The organism is Paenimyroides marinum (assembly GCF_900108395.1).
GTDB lineage: Bacteria > Bacteroidota > Bacteroidia > Flavobacteriales > Flavobacteriaceae > Flavobacterium > Flavobacterium marinum.
Genome location: NZ_FNXE01000001.1, coordinates 34322 through 52728, shown reverse-complemented (window position 1 = coordinate 52728; position 18407 = coordinate 34322). Strand labels below are relative to the sequence as shown.

Sequence of the window (18407 nt, the reverse complement as noted above, 5' to 3'; positions counted from 1 at the left end):
GAAAATTTTAACTACAAATATATCATAACTATTACTAATAGACAAAAGTGTGAAAATTATATCTTTGTAGGATATTTTAAGCAAAATGAAAAAACTAATTTTAGAAGAACTCAATAGAAAGAATATCGACGAATTTAAACAAGCAGAGAAAACACCGATTATTGTAGTACTTGATGATATCAGAAGTTTGCACAATATTGGTTCTTTCTTTAGAACCTGCGATGCTTTTTTGGTTGAAAAAATCTATTTGTGCGGAATTACCGCAGCACCGCCTAATAAAGAAATCCACAAAACAGCTTTAGGTGCAACCGATACGGTGGAATGGGAATATGTAAAAGAGGTAATGGACGTTGTGCAGCAACTAAAAACAGATAAGGTGCAAGTGATTTCTATAGAACAAGTAGAAGGTTCCGTAATGCTGAATGATTTTAACGTGCAACCCGGTGAAAAATACGCTTTGTTTTTTGGCAACGAAGTCAAAGGGGTTCAACAGCAAGTGGTTGATAACAGCGATGTGGTTATTGAAATACCACAATTAGGAACAAAACATTCGCTTAATGTTTCGGTAAGCGGCGGTATTGTGATCTGGGATTTTTTTCAGAAGATGCAGGTTCTTCCATAAAGGTTATTGCTTTATCTTTTGATTGATAACATTCAGTACTTTTAAATAATCTTTGTGGTTTTCAACAAAATCTATATTGGTTACATCTATAATCAGTAGTTTTTCTTTAGGAAGCGTTCCGATATATTCGTTGTAACTTTTGTTAATGTTGTTTAAATAATCAGACTGAATATTTTCTTCGTACCCGCGATTCCGTTTTTTAATGTTCGCTAATAAATTATCAGTGTTCTGAGAAAGGTAAATGTATAAATCGGGCTTGGTAATTTCTTTATACATCACATCAAAAACAGTGCGGTACAATAAAGCTTCGTCTGGCTCAAGAGTAACCTGGGCAAAGATTAACGATTTGTAAATATAGTAATCGGTAATTACAAAATCATTGAAAAAATCGTGTTTACCTAAGGCAGCGTGTAATTGTGTGTATCTGTCGGCAAGAAAAGACATCTCTAATGGAAAAGCGTATCGTTCAGGCTCTTTATAAAACCTGGGTAAAAACGGATTGTCGGCAAAACGTTCCAGAATAGTTTTGGCATTGAAATCCTGTGCTATTTTTTGTGCTAAAGTGGTTTTTCCCACGCCGATATTTCCTTCGATAGCCAGGAAATTCAACTGCTGGAAACAATAATTCTCTTTAGGCAAATGAATGTCTGATACTTTTTTAATTTCTGACGAGTCATTGCAATTTGCCAATAGTTCACGTGTGGTTTGTAATAAAAGCGGATGTTTCCAATCAAAAATAAGATCGTTTAAAGGCTCCAACACAAACTTTCGATGCTGCATTTGCGGGTGGGGAATTTGTAAATCGGGAGCATTCAAAACCAAATCGTTAAAATAAACAATATCGATATCAACGGTTCTGGCCTGGTAACTATCGGTTGTTTTCTTCTCCCTGCCTAATTTCTTCTCGACCTCTTTTAAACGGATTAAAAGATCTTGCGGCAACAAATGCGTGTGAATTAAAATACACATATTATAAAACGGAAAACTGTCAAAACCCCACGAAGGCGTTTCGTAAACAGCCGATGCCTGCGTTACAAAACCTATTTCGTTGTGAATAAGATGAACGGCGTTTATAAGATGGTTTTTCTTATCGCCTAAATTACTTCCTAAAGCTAAAACTACTTTGTTATACCTATGCATGGTACAAAAATAGTCAGAAAAGCTTAAAAAAGAATATTTTTAGATCGTGATAAGGTAGGGGACAGGACATTTTATCATCAGGATACCTGTGAAGCCTCTATAGCAATAAACGGTTGTTTTTCTTTTAGGTTTTCTTTTTCTTTCTCTTTTTTTAAATAGAAAGAAGGGCTTATTTTTGTTTTTTTTAGAAACGCCGAAGAGAAACTTCGGGCACTGGTAAACCCTAACTCTCGGGCAATTGCCTCTATTTTTAGTTTATACCATTTTTTATCGGTAACCGATGCTTTCAAAAAATAATCAATCCGTAAATCGTTTAAATAATCTGTAAACTGTTTTGCTTTTGTCTGGTTAATGTATTTGGAGATATACGTGCGGTTACTATTCCATTCGGTTGCCAGGTCGTTTAGGGTAATACACCGCAGAAATTGCTTTTCTTCTTCAAAAGTAGTTACGCGTTGGGTTAACTCGTCCCATATTTTTTTGCTGAAGTGATTGTTTTCTTTGGTTTCCTCTGTTTCTACTACCGTTTCCGAATACCGAGCCCATTGGTAACCGGCAAGCTCTTCTGTCTGGTTAATGGTAACTATATTATACAGTTCATCATTTTCAACAGTGTCCGGTTCTTGCTGCACGCGTCGTTCTTTAAGTAAATTGTTGTAATTTTTTAAGTACATACGTTTTTTACGGCTGTTGCGTATTGCAATAGTGAACAGGAGCAACACAATAGCTCCGCCTGCAAGGGCAATGTAAAGCGTAAAAATTCCTTGTTTGTTTAAATCTTTCTCTAAACGTTCTTTATCAGCCAGTAATTCCTGAATATCAAATTTGTAATGCAAGGTTCCGGAAAGCGACTGATATTCTTTTTGTAAATACTGCATTACCTCTATCATACGGTTGGTGTAAAACAATTCCTCGTTCACGTTGTTTTGTGTCCGGTAATGGTTTATCAGGTACGTGTAAGCTTCTTTAATTTCCGGGTTGCTATACTTATGATCTTTAAAAATGGCATCGGTCTTTTTAAAATAAACCACCGCATTTTCTTTATTGTTTAATTGCTGGTAATTTAACCCCATATAATAATAAAGGGTAGCCAGGTTTGCAAAATCGTTTTTTGAGCCAATGGCGTCTATCTGATTCTTTAACAGGGCAACGCTTTCTGTATAGTGTTTTTCGCGGTACATATTTAATGCCAGCACATAGTTAAAATAAGAAAGCTTATATGCAACATCATCAGCTCTTAACAAGTTTTTCTTGTTTAAACCTGTTTGTATAAGATTTGTGCTTTCGGCATAGTTGTTTAAATAATATAAAGCAAACGCTTCGCGGTATAACGAATTAAAATAGCCTTGCACATGGCTGTAATCTGTGCTTTTTTGATAGTACATTCGTGCCTGGTTAAAATATTGGTACGCTTTGTCATATTCCTGTATATGAAAATACACCAGCCCAATACCGTAGATGCTTTTATAATAAACATAAGGTTCTTTTTCTTTGTCTATTTTGTCTAATGCCAGTAATTCGTATTTCAGCGAATTAATGTAGTCTTTTTCATAATAATAATTGGTGGCTTTGGTTTGTAAGGCTCTTATATAATAAAATTCGGGTAGTTTTTTAGCAACATTAAATAAGCTGTCTATATAAATATGGGCAATTTTAGCAGAAGGTTCATAGCCTGAAAGCTTGTAATAAGCCTCAAACAAATGTGCTGTATGTTGTTCTTTTTTGGCTTTATTCAAATACAACTGCAAAAAAAATCGGTAAGAACCATCTTCTCTGTTGGCTACATTTAAGGTGTCATTTAGCTGTTTAAAGGTAAAAGAATCTTCGTTATATTTTAAAAAAGACTGACCATTTACAGAAAAAAACACCAAAAAAAGGACTAAAAAAAAGTAATATTTTAACATATATACGCTTTTATTTTTCTGCAAAGTACAATTTTATGCTGATACTACCAAAAAAAAGTGTTGTTGATAATCAGTGTTTTAAGTCGTTTTTAACTGCAAATTGATCAATCTGCATAACAACTTTTTGCACAAAGTTTGGTTAAATGATAATTTTGAGATACTTACAAAACAATTTTTATAAACCATTTTAAAAAGTATTACCCCATGAAAAATTATTACCTGTTATTTTTATTGTTAACCATAACCATTTCCTGTTCGGAAGATTTTAATGAGTCTGCCGAAACCGTTTCTTTAGAAAATTATGCAACCAACAGCGTGCAGGCAAATGCACCCATTAGTTTAAACACTATTGTTTCACAGTTGGTATCGGGCTATACGGCGGTAGTTTCAGAAAACACCCCCGCAACACTTACCCAAAAAATAACGTTGTTAGACAGTGTTTCTTTACAAAACACCGCCTTTTTACAAATTAAACCGGCAGGTTACACCCTGATAAGTAACACTCAGGCTCAACGTTTTTTACAGAATTATGAAGAAGAATATACCGTATTAAACACTTCGGCAGCAGTTAACGACTATTTTGAACTGATTATCGCAGAAGAGGATAACCTGACTACCATAATGGGATGGGTGAATACAGATACCGTGCTTACCAATAATGAAAAACAGTTGTTGCATTTTATTATTAGTTGCCTGGACAACAATCCGCCACCGGGTAGCGGAGACAATGATTGGAGTAAAAAAATGATTGTTGCCGCTACCTTAGGCTTTAACCAAAACACAGCACAGGCAGTATTTAATGCATCATTGCTTATTGTGTATTAACACCGCCAACAGAACATAAAGAAGAAATTAACCCTAAAACCAATAAAAATATGGCAATCAAGTACAAATTAATCGAAAAAGGAGAGCCGGGCGTAGTAGGCGGCGGCACCAAAAAATGGTATGCAAACATTGTTACCGATGGCGAAGAAACAATAGACGATTTGGTAAAAGCTATTGAAAAATTCAGTGCATTGAGCGAGGCAGACATCCGCGGCGTTATCATTGCTTTGGAAAACGTAATGCAAGATGCCCTTGCCAACGGTAAAATTGTACGTTTAGACAAAATCGGTTCGTTGTATCCTTCCTTGTCAAGTGAAGGTACGGCTACCCCCGAAGAGTTTAATGCACAAAAGCATGTGCGTAATATAAAAGTAAATTACCGCCCGGGCAAACGCCTTTCAGACAGTATGAAAGCCGCTGTGTTACAGCGGGTAAAATAGTATTTTTTTAAACACCTATGTATTTGTTGTTTAAACCACGTGTGCTTTAGTTAGTTGGCACGCGTGGTTTTACTAAAAAGCACGTTAGGTTTTGTTCAAAAGCACACGTGGTTTCACTCAAAAGCAGGCGTGGTTTTATCTAAAAGCAGGCGTGGTTTAAAAGTATTTCTTTTTAAAGGGTAAAATAGCCACAAATGCACAGATAATAAAGTTCAAAGGTTAATGTCCGAAGTCATAACGGAACACTATACGCATAGGAGCATTTTATAACACCAACACCACTTATTCCCTCCTTGAGGAGGGTTAGAGAGGTACAAAAATAGCATGTAAAAACCAATTAGTAACCTTTAAACTACCGGTTTAGGTATCGGTAGCACCCGGATAACATATTTTTTTAATTAAAACATTCAAAAAATGACGAAAATTACGAAACCGCCCATTCGGGCATTGGGCATCATACTGATGTTCCTGTTGTCTTTACAATTAAAGGCACAAACAACAAATACCCCTGTACTTACCTGGGATCAGGAAGTAGGGTGTATAGAGTACGATGACGAACGCAGTTTACCCTATGTTTACTCATTTGAAAGTGTAGAAAACGCAGAATGCTTGCGCTTTTGCGAAGGCAGCATGGTAAATTATACACTGCAGGCAAATAATGTACAGCAGGTAACCTGGCAGCCAACCGGTGGTACGTTACAAGCCGGAAGTACCAATACCAATGCTGCGGTACAATGGGGCAGTTCGGGTATGGGAAGTCTTACAATTACTATTTCTTATACCAACGGTATGGTTGATATACGTACTATATGTGTAGAAAAAATAGTAAGCCCTAAAGCCGAATTTAAAATCAATGGTATAGATCCGGATCAGAGGGAGTTTTGTATAGACATGCCTATTTCGTTTGACAACCTTTCAACAACGAATAATGGCTCAGATATCGTACATTATTTCTGGGATTTTGGAGACGGTACTACATCTTCTTTATTTGAACCCACCCATGCATATAGTAATGGAGGGCATTATGCAGTACGGTTAACCGTTACCAACAGTTGCAATTGTACCTCGGAATACGTAATGAAAATTGATATTAGCGATGTTAAAGCCATTGAAATTACCTGTGCCAATGTAACTTGTGAATTTGATCAGGAAACTTATGAGGCAAATGATGGTTGTGGTGGCGAGTGGGAGGTTATAGGTGGCACTGTAGTTGGTGGCGGTACCGGTAATCCTTTTGTCACTGTAGTTTGGGATCAGGTAGATCCTGAAGACGGCTTTGGATATGTAAGTTATAAATCAGATTGCGGATGTCCGTACTGGAATACCGTAAAAATTCCGGTGGTATTACACAACGGCATCATTAAAGGACCCGATATTATTTGCGAAGGCAAACAAGGCAGGTTTAACTTACCGCAATGGCCAGTAACCGAGTTTGACTGGGCGTTAGACGGTAACCCTAATCATCAGCAGTTGGTATATGTAGATCACCGTAACGAAGTGGTTGTAGACGGTCTGGTTCCTGGTGATTATGTATTGTCTGTAGACTATAAGAATACGTTGTATGAAAACTGTGTTGGTACAGCCAAAATACATTTTACCGTAGTAGAAAATGTTGAGGTGGTTACAAGCGGATCATTAACTTTTTGTACAGGTACTTCCAAATCGTTTAGCAGCAGTAACGGTCAGCCGGTAACCTGGCAGATACGTTTAGGCGAGGCAGTAGTATATACGGCTACCGGTGTAAGCACTTCTTATACTTTTAATACAGGCGGTACCTATGTGGTAACGGCAAACCAAGGCGGTTGTGAAAGCGAACCTGTGGTAATAGATGTTATTGCTAAACCTACGGTTCCGGGAGGAATCAGCGGACCTGATAAAGTGTGCTTAAATGTACCATACATTTATTCTGTAAGCGAAGACGATCCCGAGGCGGTATATGTATGGAGTGTGGTTCCTGCAGCCAATGGTTCGGTAGTAGGCGGTAACGCAGGTACGCAAGCCGAAATTATCATTACAGCACCAACAGCAACCGTACGTGTGGTAAAACAATATACCAAAAACGGCGTTACCTGTTATTCAGACCCGGTTGATTACGCGGTGAGTCAGTTAGTACCTAACCCAACCATTATAAACGACAGCGGATTAACCCTGTTTTGCCCAAGCAGTGTATATACGTTTACTGCCAATATGAATGGTTTTGTGGCAGATCATATAGAATGGGAAATTGTAGGAGTACAGTCTCCGGGTAATTATACCACAAACTTTGGTAACGTTATAGACGGTATTAACAGTGCTACTGCAACCGTAAGTTTTAACGAAATAAGCAATGGTGTAAATACCGGTGAACTACGTTTAAAAGTTACCAAATGCGGTGTTACTACCACCAAAACATATACGGTAACGGTAGTATCGCCGCCTACATTAACGGTGTCTTTGGATAATATATGTCCCGGAGATGATTCTTTCCCGGTTACTGTAACCACAAGTGCATCAAGCGGTACGCTGGAATTTAGATACAGCAACAATCAGGGAGCTATTCATACCGAATCATTCAGTACTTCGGGTACTCACACGTTTAGTATTCCGCAGGAATTTGTTGCAAGTACAACAAATTCTGTTGGTGCCACTTTAATAGTTACCTTAAAAGAAACCAGCGGCTGCCAGCAAAAAGTAACAGTAAACCAACCGGTATTAATACTACCTTTAGTAACGGTAGAAATATACCTTTCTAAACGTACGTTATGTGAAAGCAGTACTACCGATAGTGTTTCTATTACCGCAACGGTATCTACCGGTATAACGGCAACTACAGATTTTGCATGGTATAAAGACAATGAAACGACACCTTTTGAGACCACTAACGGTGTTGCGGGAGCTACCATATCGGTAAACGAAACCGGTACTTATTATGTAGTGGTTACCGATACCAATGGCTGCGAAATAAAATCCAAGCCAAAAGGGATATCTGATTATTGCGGATCTTCCGGAGGTGGTTGCTTTGGTGTAACCCCAACATTGACTTATGACTGGATAAATTGCACCACCGTAGAAGTAACAGCAACCTACACATCAATGACTAATGTTTCCGGTTTTTATTTTACGGCTTCCGAAGGTGGAATTATTGATCCGGTAGTTACTAACCCAAACCCAAACATTTATGTGGCTCAGATACAGTTTACCGAACCCGGAGGGCACAATGTAGGCGTACAGACAAATTACACGGATTGTGGGGCTGTTGGACGCTCGTCAATTAACATTCCAAAAGCATATAAACCCGATTTAAGATACGAAGTGGTTTGTAACGGCGATGGTACGTATGATGTTATATTGTACAATAACAGCAAATTGTATTTAATTGATATAGGTGATATTAATTTTTCCTATACGGGACCGGGAGTACCGGCAGCACCGCCAACCGCACAAAGTGTAACCATACCAAACCTTACGGCGGGTACATATACGTACAACTTAAAATTATCTACAAATTTACAATGCAGCGATTTATCAAGTACATTATATCCGTCGCCAGAACATGATGTAGATATACCGGACTGTGAAACAGAGATAACCTTTACATTACTGCCACAACCGGTACTTAATTTTTCGTTGTTGCCACAGTATTGTGCCGAAGAGCCTATTACCTTAACCATAGGTTCGCCGCAACCCGGTTACGAATACAGCTGGTGGTTTAACGGTACCCACTATAAAGTAGACGGCACCGGTGCTGTTGACATTAATGTTTCGGAAGAAGGCTCTTTAGGAATTACTTTAAAAGCTTTGGCACCTGATGGTTGCGAATATTCAAGTGCACTTCAAACTACAACTATTAAAAAGGCAAACTTTTTTGGTAGCATCAGTCCTAATCCGGTAGATGCCTGCGAAGGCAACGTACCTGCATTGAGTTTTAGTCCGAATCCTTTTACTGCCACTCCTACAAGTGTGATCTGGATGCACGATGACCAGCAGGTAGCCACCACCGCTACCTATACCCCAACCGAAAGCGGCAGCTACTGGGCGGTATTGGTAAACGGCGACGGTTGTAAGTTTTATGGCACAGTAAACAATCCGGCAATAGTAACGGTACGCAAACCGCCGTTTGTAAGCATTAACGGCAACACCAGCGTGTGTTTTGGCGAAGACACCGTGCTAACCGGTATTGTTACCGACCCTACTGTTGAACACCGCTGGGTAGGTTCCGGTTTACCGTTTGGCTACACCAACTGGGTAACGGGTATAGGTACAAACCTTAACGTACCGTTAAACGGTTTGGCAACAGGTACTTATACCTATACCTTACACGCCCGCCCTGTAAGCGACCCAAGCTGTGCCAGCCAGTTTACGGTAACCGTAACGGTACACCCGCAGGTAACCGCACCAACCATTAGTTATGTGGTAACAAACTGCCAGCCGTACACCCTGCGTTTAACCGCCAGCGGTCCGGCAGCAGGCACCTATAACTGGAGCAACGGCATGACGGGGCAAACCATAGAAGTACTGCACGGCGGTGCCTACAGCGTAACCTATACCGCACCAACAGGCTGCAGTGCCACAGGGTATAATAACAACATACCACACAGCCCTGAACGTGCCTTGTGGGTTGTGCCAACAGGCTGTTACGGCTTGTGTGGTTACAGAGGTTACTTAATAGGACCTTGGGGGCAGTACGCAGGCTTTGAATGGAGTGTAGATGGTATGGTACTGCAAACAGGTACAGGTACCATTTTAAACCAATCTATTGTGCAGCCGGGCCACTATCAGTTAGCAGTTACACAAAACGGCTGTACCTTTTACAGCAGCACACCGTTTATTGATCCGGGTGCCTGCAGCCGTGCCGCTAATACCGGCAGCAGTAATGTTGTGACAGCTTTTGCATTATCGCCTAACCCGGCGGTTGATGTAACCACGGCAAGTTACGATACCGGCACCCAAAATGCCACCGCCATTACGGTACACGATGTTACCGGGGTACAGCGTTTACAGCAAAACGTAAGCGGCACCACTGGCGAAGTACTGTTAAACGTAAGCCACCTGGCACCGGGTACCTATCTGGTAAACCTGCATGCAGGCGGCACCGTAGTAGCACAACAAAAATTAATTAAAAAGTAAGCTTTAAGCATTACAAACTCCGCCAGAGTTACAACTCTGGCGGAGTTATTTTAATTTTTTTTTATTATTTTTATAACACCAACACCACTTATTCCCTCCTTAAGGAGGAGGAATAATTGTCCCCTTGAGGGGACTTTAGGGGTGTCAATCAACTTAAAACAAAAAACTATGCAAAATACATTACATAAAAAAACAAAACTCCTCTTACTACTACTATTCCCCCTTTGGGGGTTAGGGGGCTACTCCCAAAACTACCAATGGGATTGGGCAGTAAGTGGCGGAGGTACTTATGGAACCTTAGGTTTTGATAATGACTCCCAGCAAATTTACGATATAAAAGTGGGTAGCGATAATAATTATTATTTTATAGCCACTATAAAAAATGGTACGCCACAATTAAATGGACAACCGGTTATGGTTTACAGCCCCAATAACAGTATAGCAGGGGGGCGTAACGATATCTTTTTGTTTTCTACCACAAATACCGGCACCATACGCTGGAGCCAGGCAATTGGCGGAGGTGCTGATAATATAGCATATAATTTGGTGTTAGACAGCAACAATAATGTTTATATAGGTGCCTTTCTTAGATGTTATGCGAATGATCCAATACATTTTAGTGCGTCGGAAACTATAACAGCTGTTTATCAAACCAATTATTTGGTTAAGTATGACAGCAACGGTGTTTTTCAAACCAAAAAAGCGTTGCAGGGAACCGTAGCAAATGTAAACCTTGGTGTAGGACAACTTTTTGATCTTGTAATAGACAGCCAAGACCAGTTGCATTTTGTAATAGGGCTTCAAAAAGGAACTCATTTAGACGGCAACGTTACAGTACCTAACAATATAACCACTTATCAATATTTTGTAGTAAAATATGATGCCAATTTAGATTATATAAGTAGTATCTTGCTTCCGATAGCTGATGGTACCGGATTTCCCGGAGTGGGACCTGGACAACGTTTTGCGTATGATGAAAATTTAAACCGGTACTATATGGCAGGTATGCGTTCTTATAATATTACGGCAGCATTAACACCCTTAACTTATGGTGGCAAGCCTTTTTCAGAGCGTGCCTATATATTGGCAATAAATGGCAGTAATGGCACAGAGGTTTGGAGAAGGGAAGTGTATTCTCAATATTTGAACGGCGAACCTGCGGTTCACAATTTTAGTTCTTTAGTAATAGACAGTAATTCAGATGTGTATGTAGGTGGTCAAATTTGGAGAATGCTTAATGAACAAAACCTTAAAATATATGACTCCTATAACCCTGCAACCACTACTTATACCTTTACGCCCACTCCTCATACCAATTTGCCAACGGTTATTAAATTTAACAGCAGTGGTATGGTACAGTGGGTAAAAACCCCTACGGCATTTGCACCTAATTTTACATCAAATGTTATAAATACCCATTCTAAAGGACTTGCAATTAATGGCAACGAAATAGCCTTTGGCAGCAGCGAATCTTATTTTATATGGGACAGTTTCTCTAAAAACAACCCGCAATTTTACCAGCCTGATCCAACCTTATTGCGTTTTAACAAACAAACCGGTACAACTTTAGGCATGCACGATATAAAAGGTGAAGCTGGTACTCCTTCCTATATGAGGGCAGTAGCTGTTGATAATAATGGTAATTATGTAGTAGGTGGCGGTTTTTCTGGTCAGTTATTTACAAATGCAGGTGGTAATGTATCAACTATTACTTGCTCAGGGTATCATAATTTCTTTGTAGCCAAACTTACCAACCCGTTAAGCAATGAAGAGTTTAACAAACTAAACGTAAGCGTGTACCCCAACCCAACCACAGATATAGTAAACATAGAAACCGCAGAAACCCTGCAAAGCTATGAGGTGTATAACGTATTGGGTCAGCAAATACAAACAAGCAACTTTAACGGCAGCACCCAGATAAACCTGCACGGTGCAGCACCCGGCACCTACTTTATAAAAGTAACCACCACCCAAGGCAGCAGTGCTAAGGTAAAAGTGGTTAAAAAGTAGTTTTCTTAATAGTAGAATGTATATTGTATTAACGTATAATATACATTCTATTTTATAACACAAACACCCCCACACCCCCCTCAAGGGGACAATAAGTGAATTCCCTCCTTGAGGAGGGCTAGGGAGGTGTAAACAAATCAACGATTAATCGATTCAACAAAATATACAATTATGCAAAAAACAATACACAAAAATAATATCCCTTGTCATCCCGAACGAAGTGAGGGATCTCATTCTCTAATCCGCAAATTACCTCATTGGCTAATTTTCTCATTCTTATTCATCAGCCTATCGGGCTACGCCCAACCCTACCAGTGGGACTGGGCAGTAAACGGCGGCGGCAGTTTAGGTGAAAGCGGCTGGTATTACCAGGTAGAGCAAATTTTTGACATACAGGTAGGTACCGACAATAACTATTATTTTACAGCCCAAATAAAAAACGGTACCCCACAATTAGGCGGGCAGCCGGTAACGGTATACGGCAACCAACTGGGTGGTAACGATATTTTTATTTTCTCAACCACTTGCGACGGGCAGGTACGCTGGAGCCAGGCAATTGGGGGGGGGTGTTTGACGCAGCCTATAAAATAGCGTTGGATAGTAGTAATAATGTATATGTGGGAGCGAATGTAAGAAATGAGGTAAGTACTGCCTACCCAACCCATTTTAGCCCAACCGATTTTTTACCCCCTTGGCCTACTGATCCAAATGCAATAGATGCTGCTTATAAAACGGCATATTTGGTTAAATACGATACCAACGGGCAGTTTCAATGGAAAAAGGCATTACAAGGCGATGTTAATTTATATAACAAAGATTCCTTTATTTACGATATTACAATAGACAGCAATGATAACATTCATTTTATAGCTGGTTTTTTAAACGGGACTCATTTAGACAATACCATAACAGTACCTTCTACATTTACAAATGCTTATCAATATTATGCAGTAAAGTTTGATACTGCAGGTAATTATAATAGTACTTTATTACCTGTTACAGGTCATTTTGCAGAACCAAGTTTTACTTTTAGGTACGATGAGCCCCGCAACCGTTACCTTATAGGTGGTTTTCGTTCAAGAGTAAATGCTAACGAAGACATTCCTTTAACCTACGATGGCACGGCATTTACCGAAAACGCTTATATACTGGCAATAGATGCCACCAACGGCAACGAAATCTGGCGTCGTGAAATGGAAGCAACAGCAATTGCAAATGACAACCGCATTTACGATTTGGTGGTTGACGAAACTAATGGAGATATTTATATAAGCGGTAAACTTGTTGCAACGGGACAACCTGGTGAGTATATTAGAATAAAAGATCCTAAAAATACGTCAGCCACACCTTTTACATTTAATATAGCGGTTTGGGGCAACATGCCTTTTATAGCAAAACTAAACAGCAGCGGTACTGCACAATGGGCACGTACACCAAGTGGTTATACTTGGAGTACAGCCCAGACAGGAGATTATTGGGGCTTTGGTTTGGCATTGCGGGGTGGCGAGGTGGCCTTTGCTACTATGGGCAGCCATACCATTTGGGATGGATTTAGCATCAACCGCCCGCAAGGTCACCAAAGTGATCCTATGTTAATGCGTTTCAGTAAACAAACCGGTAATGTTTTAGCTATGCACGACATAGAAGGCAGCACAGGCAATAACCACATGCTAACTGCCGTGGCTGTAGATAACGATGGCAACTATGTGGTAGGTGGTTGTTACCAGGGTAATTTGTTTACAGGCGGTGGCAATGTTGGTTTATTAGGCGCTATTGGCAAATACGATTTCTTTGTAGCCAAGCTGGCAGCCAGCGTTTGCGGTACATCTGTAAGCAATGAAGAGTTTAACAAACTAAACGTAAACGTGTACCCTAACCCAACCACCGATATAGTAAACATAGAAACCGCAGAAACCCTGCAAAGCTACGAGGTGTACAACGTACTGGGGCAACAAATACAGAAAGGCAACTTTAACGGCAACACCCAAATAAACTTACACGGTGCAACCGCAGGTACCTACTTTATAAAAGTAACCACCACCCAAGGCAGTGCCGATACGGTAAAAGTGGTTAAGAAGTAGTTTTCTTAATAGTAGAATGTATATTGTATTAACGTATAATATACATTCTATTTTATAACACAAACACCCCCACACCCCCCTCAAGGGGACAATAAGTGAATTCCCTCCTTGAGGAGGGCTAGGGAGGTGTAAACAAATCAACGATTAATCGATTCAACAAAATATACAATTATGAAACAACAACTACATAAAAATAATACCCCTTGTCATCCCGAACGAAGTGAGGGATCTCATTCTCTAATCCGCAAATTACCTCATTGGCTAATTTTCTCATTCTTATTCATCAGCCTATCGGGTTACGCCCAAAACTATCAATGGGACTGGGGTCTTACAGGTGGGGGCAGCACAGGCGAAATTGGTTGGAACTATCAAGCAGAACAAATTTTTGATATTGCCATAGACAGCAACAACAATTATTATTTTTTGGCTAAAATAAAAAATGGCAGCCCCCAGTTAAACGGACAGCCGGTAACAGTATACGGCAACCCACAAGGAGGTAACGATATTTTTTTATTTTCAACCACCAGTAGCGGTACGGTACGTTGGAGCCAGACAATAGGTGGGGGTGGGCTTTTTGATGCAGCCTATAAAATTGCTTTAGACAGCAACAATAATGTATATGTGGGTACAACCTTAAGTGTTGCTAATGCAAATAAGCCGGTACATTTCAGTCCTACAGAAGCTTTACCGGGAACAGCTGCCTCACCAAGTACTTTTAGCGACTATTTTAAAACCACTTTTTTGGTAAAATACGATACCAACGGGCAGTTTGTATGGAAACGAGCCTTACAAGGTGATGTAAATAATTACAACAGCGATTCTACAATTTTAGATATATTGATAGACAGCAATGACAACATTCATTTTATAGCAGGTCTTTATCATGGTACACATTTAAACAATACGGTAACAGTACCAACTACAAGTACAGGCTACCAGTACTATTTGGTACGTTACACCACTGCAGGGCAGCTAATAAACAGTATGTTGCTGCCTGTGGCAGACGGTACGGGGTTTGTCCCTCCCAGTTTTACTTTTAAGTTAGACGAAGCCAATAACCGTTACTACATAGCCGGTTTTCGTTCATATAATAACGCCGGTGAAGACATACCGCTAACATACAGTGGTTCTGCATTTACAAAAAATTCATATATACTGGCTATAAATGCTACCAACGGTAACGAAATCTGGCGTCGTGAAATTGACACAGAATCTGTTACTTCAGATGATAATCGTCTTTACGATTTAGTTGTGGATACCAATGGTGATATCTATATCTGTGGTAAATTATCCCGAGGATCTAATAAATATATAAAAATTATTAATCCTAAAAACCCTACCAATAACCCCTATAATTTTACTTTTGATGTAGCCTACGGTCTTATGCCCTTTATTGTTAAATTAAATAAAAATGGTGTGGTGCAATGGGCACGTACACCAAGCGGCTACAACTGGGGGCCGGCAATAACAGGTTCGTATTATGCTTTTGGTGTTGTAATTAACGGCAATGAAGTGGCATTAGCGACTGATGGATCTAATACTATTTGGGATACTTTTAATATTACCCGCCCCCAAAATCACCAAAGCGACCCGTTGTTAGTGCGTTTTAATAAACAAACCGGTGCGGTGGTAGGTATGCACGATATAATGGCAAGTGGTGGAAATATACAAAAAATGACTGCTGTAGCCGTTGATAATAATGGTAATTATGTAGTTGGGGGCTGTTTTATGGGCAATATATTTACCAATAACTTTAACGGCATACCCGAAACAGCAACTAACGGCACCTACTATGATTTCTTTGTAACCAAACTTACCAACCCATTAAGCACCGATAAGTTTAACAAGCTAAACGTAAACGTGTACCCTAATCCAACAAATAATATAGTAAACATAGAAACGGCAGAAACCCTGCAAAACTACGAGGTGTACAACGTATTGGGTCAACAAATACAAAACGGCAGCTTTAACGGCAACACCCAAATAAACTTACACGGTGCAACAGCAGGTACCTACTTTATAAAAGTAACCACAGTACAAGGCAGTACCGCTACGGTAAAAGTGGTTAAGAAGTAGTTTTCTTAATAGTAGAATGTATATTGTATTAACGTATAATATACATTCTAAATTTTATAATACCAACACCACTTATTCCCTCCTTGAGGAGGGCTAGGGAGGTGTAACCAACCATTAAACAAAAGAAATTATGCAAAATAAACTACACACAACAATAGATCAGCCCAAACCGTCACTTCGAGCGAAGTCGAGAAGTCAGCATCTCATTTCCAAATTAACACATTTCCAAATTTCCAAATTATTAATATTAGTATTGTTCCCCCTTTGGGGGGTAGGAGGCTACGCCCAACAATACGATTGGCAGTGGGCACTAAGTGGTGGCGGTGATATAGGAGGAACAGGGTTGGGATTTTCGGACGAACAAATTTACGATGTAAAAGTAGGTACCGATAACAACTACTATTTTATAGCCACAATAAAAGGAAACAGCAATACACAGCTTAACGGACAGCCCCAAACGGTATATAACGTACCAAACGGCGGTGAAGATATTTTTTTATTTTCTACTACCTGCGACGGACAGGTACGCTGGAGCCAGGCAATTGGTGGCGAACACAGTGACCGTGCCTATAATCTGGTATTAGACAACAATAATAACGTATATGTAGGGGCTTATGTAACAGGTGGTAGCAGTTACAATATTCACTTTAGTCCTAACACTGCACACGATATTACACCCTTTCCAGCAAATATGGATGCCCACAAACGCATTTATCTGGTAAAATATGATAATAACGGCGTGTTTCAAGGCAAAAAAGCGTTACAGGGAACTGTGAATGGTTCTATAGACCGGGAAGCGGTTATATTAGACCTTGTTATTGACAGCCAGAATAAATTACATTTTATAGTAGGTCTACTAAATGGTACACATTTAGACAACCAGGTAACCGTGCCTTCACAATATGTATATGAACCCTCTACTGGAATTCGTCATTTTCAATATCTTTTGGTACAATACGATACCAATTTAGATTATGTAAACAGCATGGTATTGCCTATAGAACCAACATCGATATTTGAATTTGGAACGACCCGCTTTGCTTATGACGAAACATTAAACCAATACTACATAGCAGGTATGCGTTCTATTGAAAACAGTCCGCCCGTACCTTTAACTTATAATGGAGCACCGTTTGTAGAACGTTCCTATATACTGGCATTTTACGGTGTAAACAGTACTACAGGTGTTGACGGAGATGAAGTATGGCGTCGGGAAATTTATGCCGATCCTGTAAATAACCAATTATCAGATAATCGTTTTAATTCTTTAATTATTGATAATAATTCTGATGTTTATTTTGGTGGTAGTATATATCAAAGTGCAAATGCACAAAATCCTGTAAAAATATACGACCCTACCGATACAAACGTGCAGCCTTATTTATTTACTCCCGGAGCCGATTGGACCATACCAATGATTGCTAAACTTAACAGTGATGGTGATGTACAATGGGCACAGGCAACAGCAGCCTATAGTTCTGGGGTCTTAGGACCTGCACCACGACGTGCAAAAGGTATTGCTCTTACTGGTAATGAAGTAGCTTTTGGTGTACAAAGCGGTGGTGATTTTTGGGATACTATAGAAATAGTACGTCCAATAATAAATTATCAACCAGACCCCGTATTAATCCGTTTTAATAAACAAACCGGGGCAGTATTAAATGCACACGATATAAAAGGAGAAGCAGTAAGTACTAAACAAATGACAGCTGTTGCTACAGATAAAGACGGTAATTATATTACCGCAGGTACTTTTAATGCTAATTTGTTTATGAACAACACATTGGGGATAACACCTTTGGTAAGTACCGGTGAGGCCGATTTCTTTGTAGCCAAGCTCGCAGCCAGCGTATGCGGTACCACAGTAAGCAATGAAGAGTTTAACAATTTAAACGTAAACGTGTACCCCAACCCAACCACCGATATAGTAAACATAGAAACCGCAGAAACCTTGTTTAATTATGTAGTTTACGATATAAACGATCGTGAGATACAAAACGGTATGTTTGGCAACAACACCCAAATAAACTTACACGGTGCAACCGCAGGTACCTACTTTGTAAAAGTAACCACCACCCAAGGCAGTAGTGCTACGGTAAAAGTTATTAAAAAGTAAATTTTAAGCTTTAAGCAGTAAGCTATAAGCAAACTCCAACAGGGTTTTAAACCCTGTCGGAGTTATTTTACTTTTTTTTTATAATGT

Annotated in this window: 11 protein-coding genes; 9 read left to right on the top strand and 2 right to left on the bottom strand. The window is 39.6% G+C overall.

Features of this window, described 5'->3' with window-relative positions:
* The first annotated feature begins 85 nt into the window (after positions 1-85).
* Positions 86-622, top strand: coding sequence for an RNA methyltransferase (locus BLW20_RS00250; RefSeq protein WP_091095122.1), 537 nt, complete (start codon positions 86-88; stop codon positions 620-622).
* Positions 623-625: 3 nt separating this feature from the next.
* Here BLW20_RS00250 and folK read toward each other — a convergent pair whose 3' ends face one another.
* Positions 626-1762, bottom strand: coding sequence for a 2-amino-4-hydroxy-6-hydroxymethyldihydropteridine diphosphokinase (folK, locus tag BLW20_RS00245; RefSeq protein WP_091095119.1), 1137 nt, complete (start codon positions 1760-1762; stop codon positions 626-628).
* A 77-nt stretch (positions 1763-1839) separates the two neighbouring features.
* On the bottom strand, positions 1840-3666 hold the full coding sequence (locus BLW20_RS00240) for a helix-turn-helix transcriptional regulator (RefSeq protein WP_091095118.1): 1827 nt from the start codon (positions 3664-3666) through the stop codon (positions 1840-1842).
* A gap of 204 nt (positions 3667-3870) precedes the next feature.
* On the opposite strand from BLW20_RS00240, the gene BLW20_RS00235 reads away from it, so the two are divergent.
* The 8 genes from BLW20_RS00235 to BLW20_RS00200 all read left to right on the top strand — a co-directional run bounded on the left by BLW20_RS00235 (position 3871) and on the right by BLW20_RS00200 (position 18320).
* Complete coding sequence (locus tag BLW20_RS00235; RefSeq protein WP_091095116.1) at positions 3871-4491, top strand: hypothetical protein; 621 nt, start codon at positions 3871-3873, stop codon at positions 4489-4491.
* Between the two features lie 50 nt (positions 4492-4541).
* Positions 4542-4931 (top strand): HU family DNA-binding protein, encoded by a 390-nt coding sequence (locus BLW20_RS00230; RefSeq protein ID WP_091095115.1) that lies wholly within the window; start codon positions 4542-4544, stop codon positions 4929-4931.
* Positions 4932-5345: 414 nt separating this feature from the next.
* Positions 5346-10037, top strand: coding sequence for a PKD domain-containing protein (locus tag BLW20_RS00225; protein ID WP_091095113.1), 4692 nt, complete (start codon positions 5346-5348; stop codon positions 10035-10037).
* Positions 10038-10205: 168 nt separating this feature from the next.
* Positions 10206-12047 carry a T9SS type A sorting domain-containing protein gene (locus BLW20_RS00220; RefSeq protein WP_091095111.1) on the top strand — a complete coding sequence of 614 codons (1842 nt, stop codon included), beginning with the start codon at positions 10206-10208 and terminating at the stop codon, positions 12045-12047.
* A 171-nt stretch (positions 12048-12218) separates the two neighbouring features.
* A complete protein-coding gene (locus tag BLW20_RS00215) occupies positions 12219-12638 on the top strand; it encodes a hypothetical protein (RefSeq protein WP_091095109.1) in 420 nt (139 codons plus the stop codon).
* A gap of 2 nt (positions 12639-12640) precedes the next feature.
* Complete coding sequence (locus BLW20_RS00210) at positions 12641-14128, top strand: T9SS type A sorting domain-containing protein (protein WP_091095107.1); 1488 nt, start codon at positions 12641-12643, stop codon at positions 14126-14128.
* A gap of 171 nt (positions 14129-14299) precedes the next feature.
* On the top strand, positions 14300-16204 hold the full coding sequence (locus BLW20_RS00205) for a T9SS type A sorting domain-containing protein (protein WP_091095105.1): 1905 nt from the start codon (positions 14300-14302) through the stop codon (positions 16202-16204).
* Positions 16205-16334: 130 nt separating this feature from the next.
* On the top strand, positions 16335-18320 hold the full coding sequence (locus BLW20_RS00200) for a T9SS type A sorting domain-containing protein (RefSeq protein ID WP_091095103.1): 1986 nt from the start codon (positions 16335-16337) through the stop codon (positions 18318-18320).
* The last annotated feature ends 87 nt before the right edge of the window (positions 18321-18407 follow it).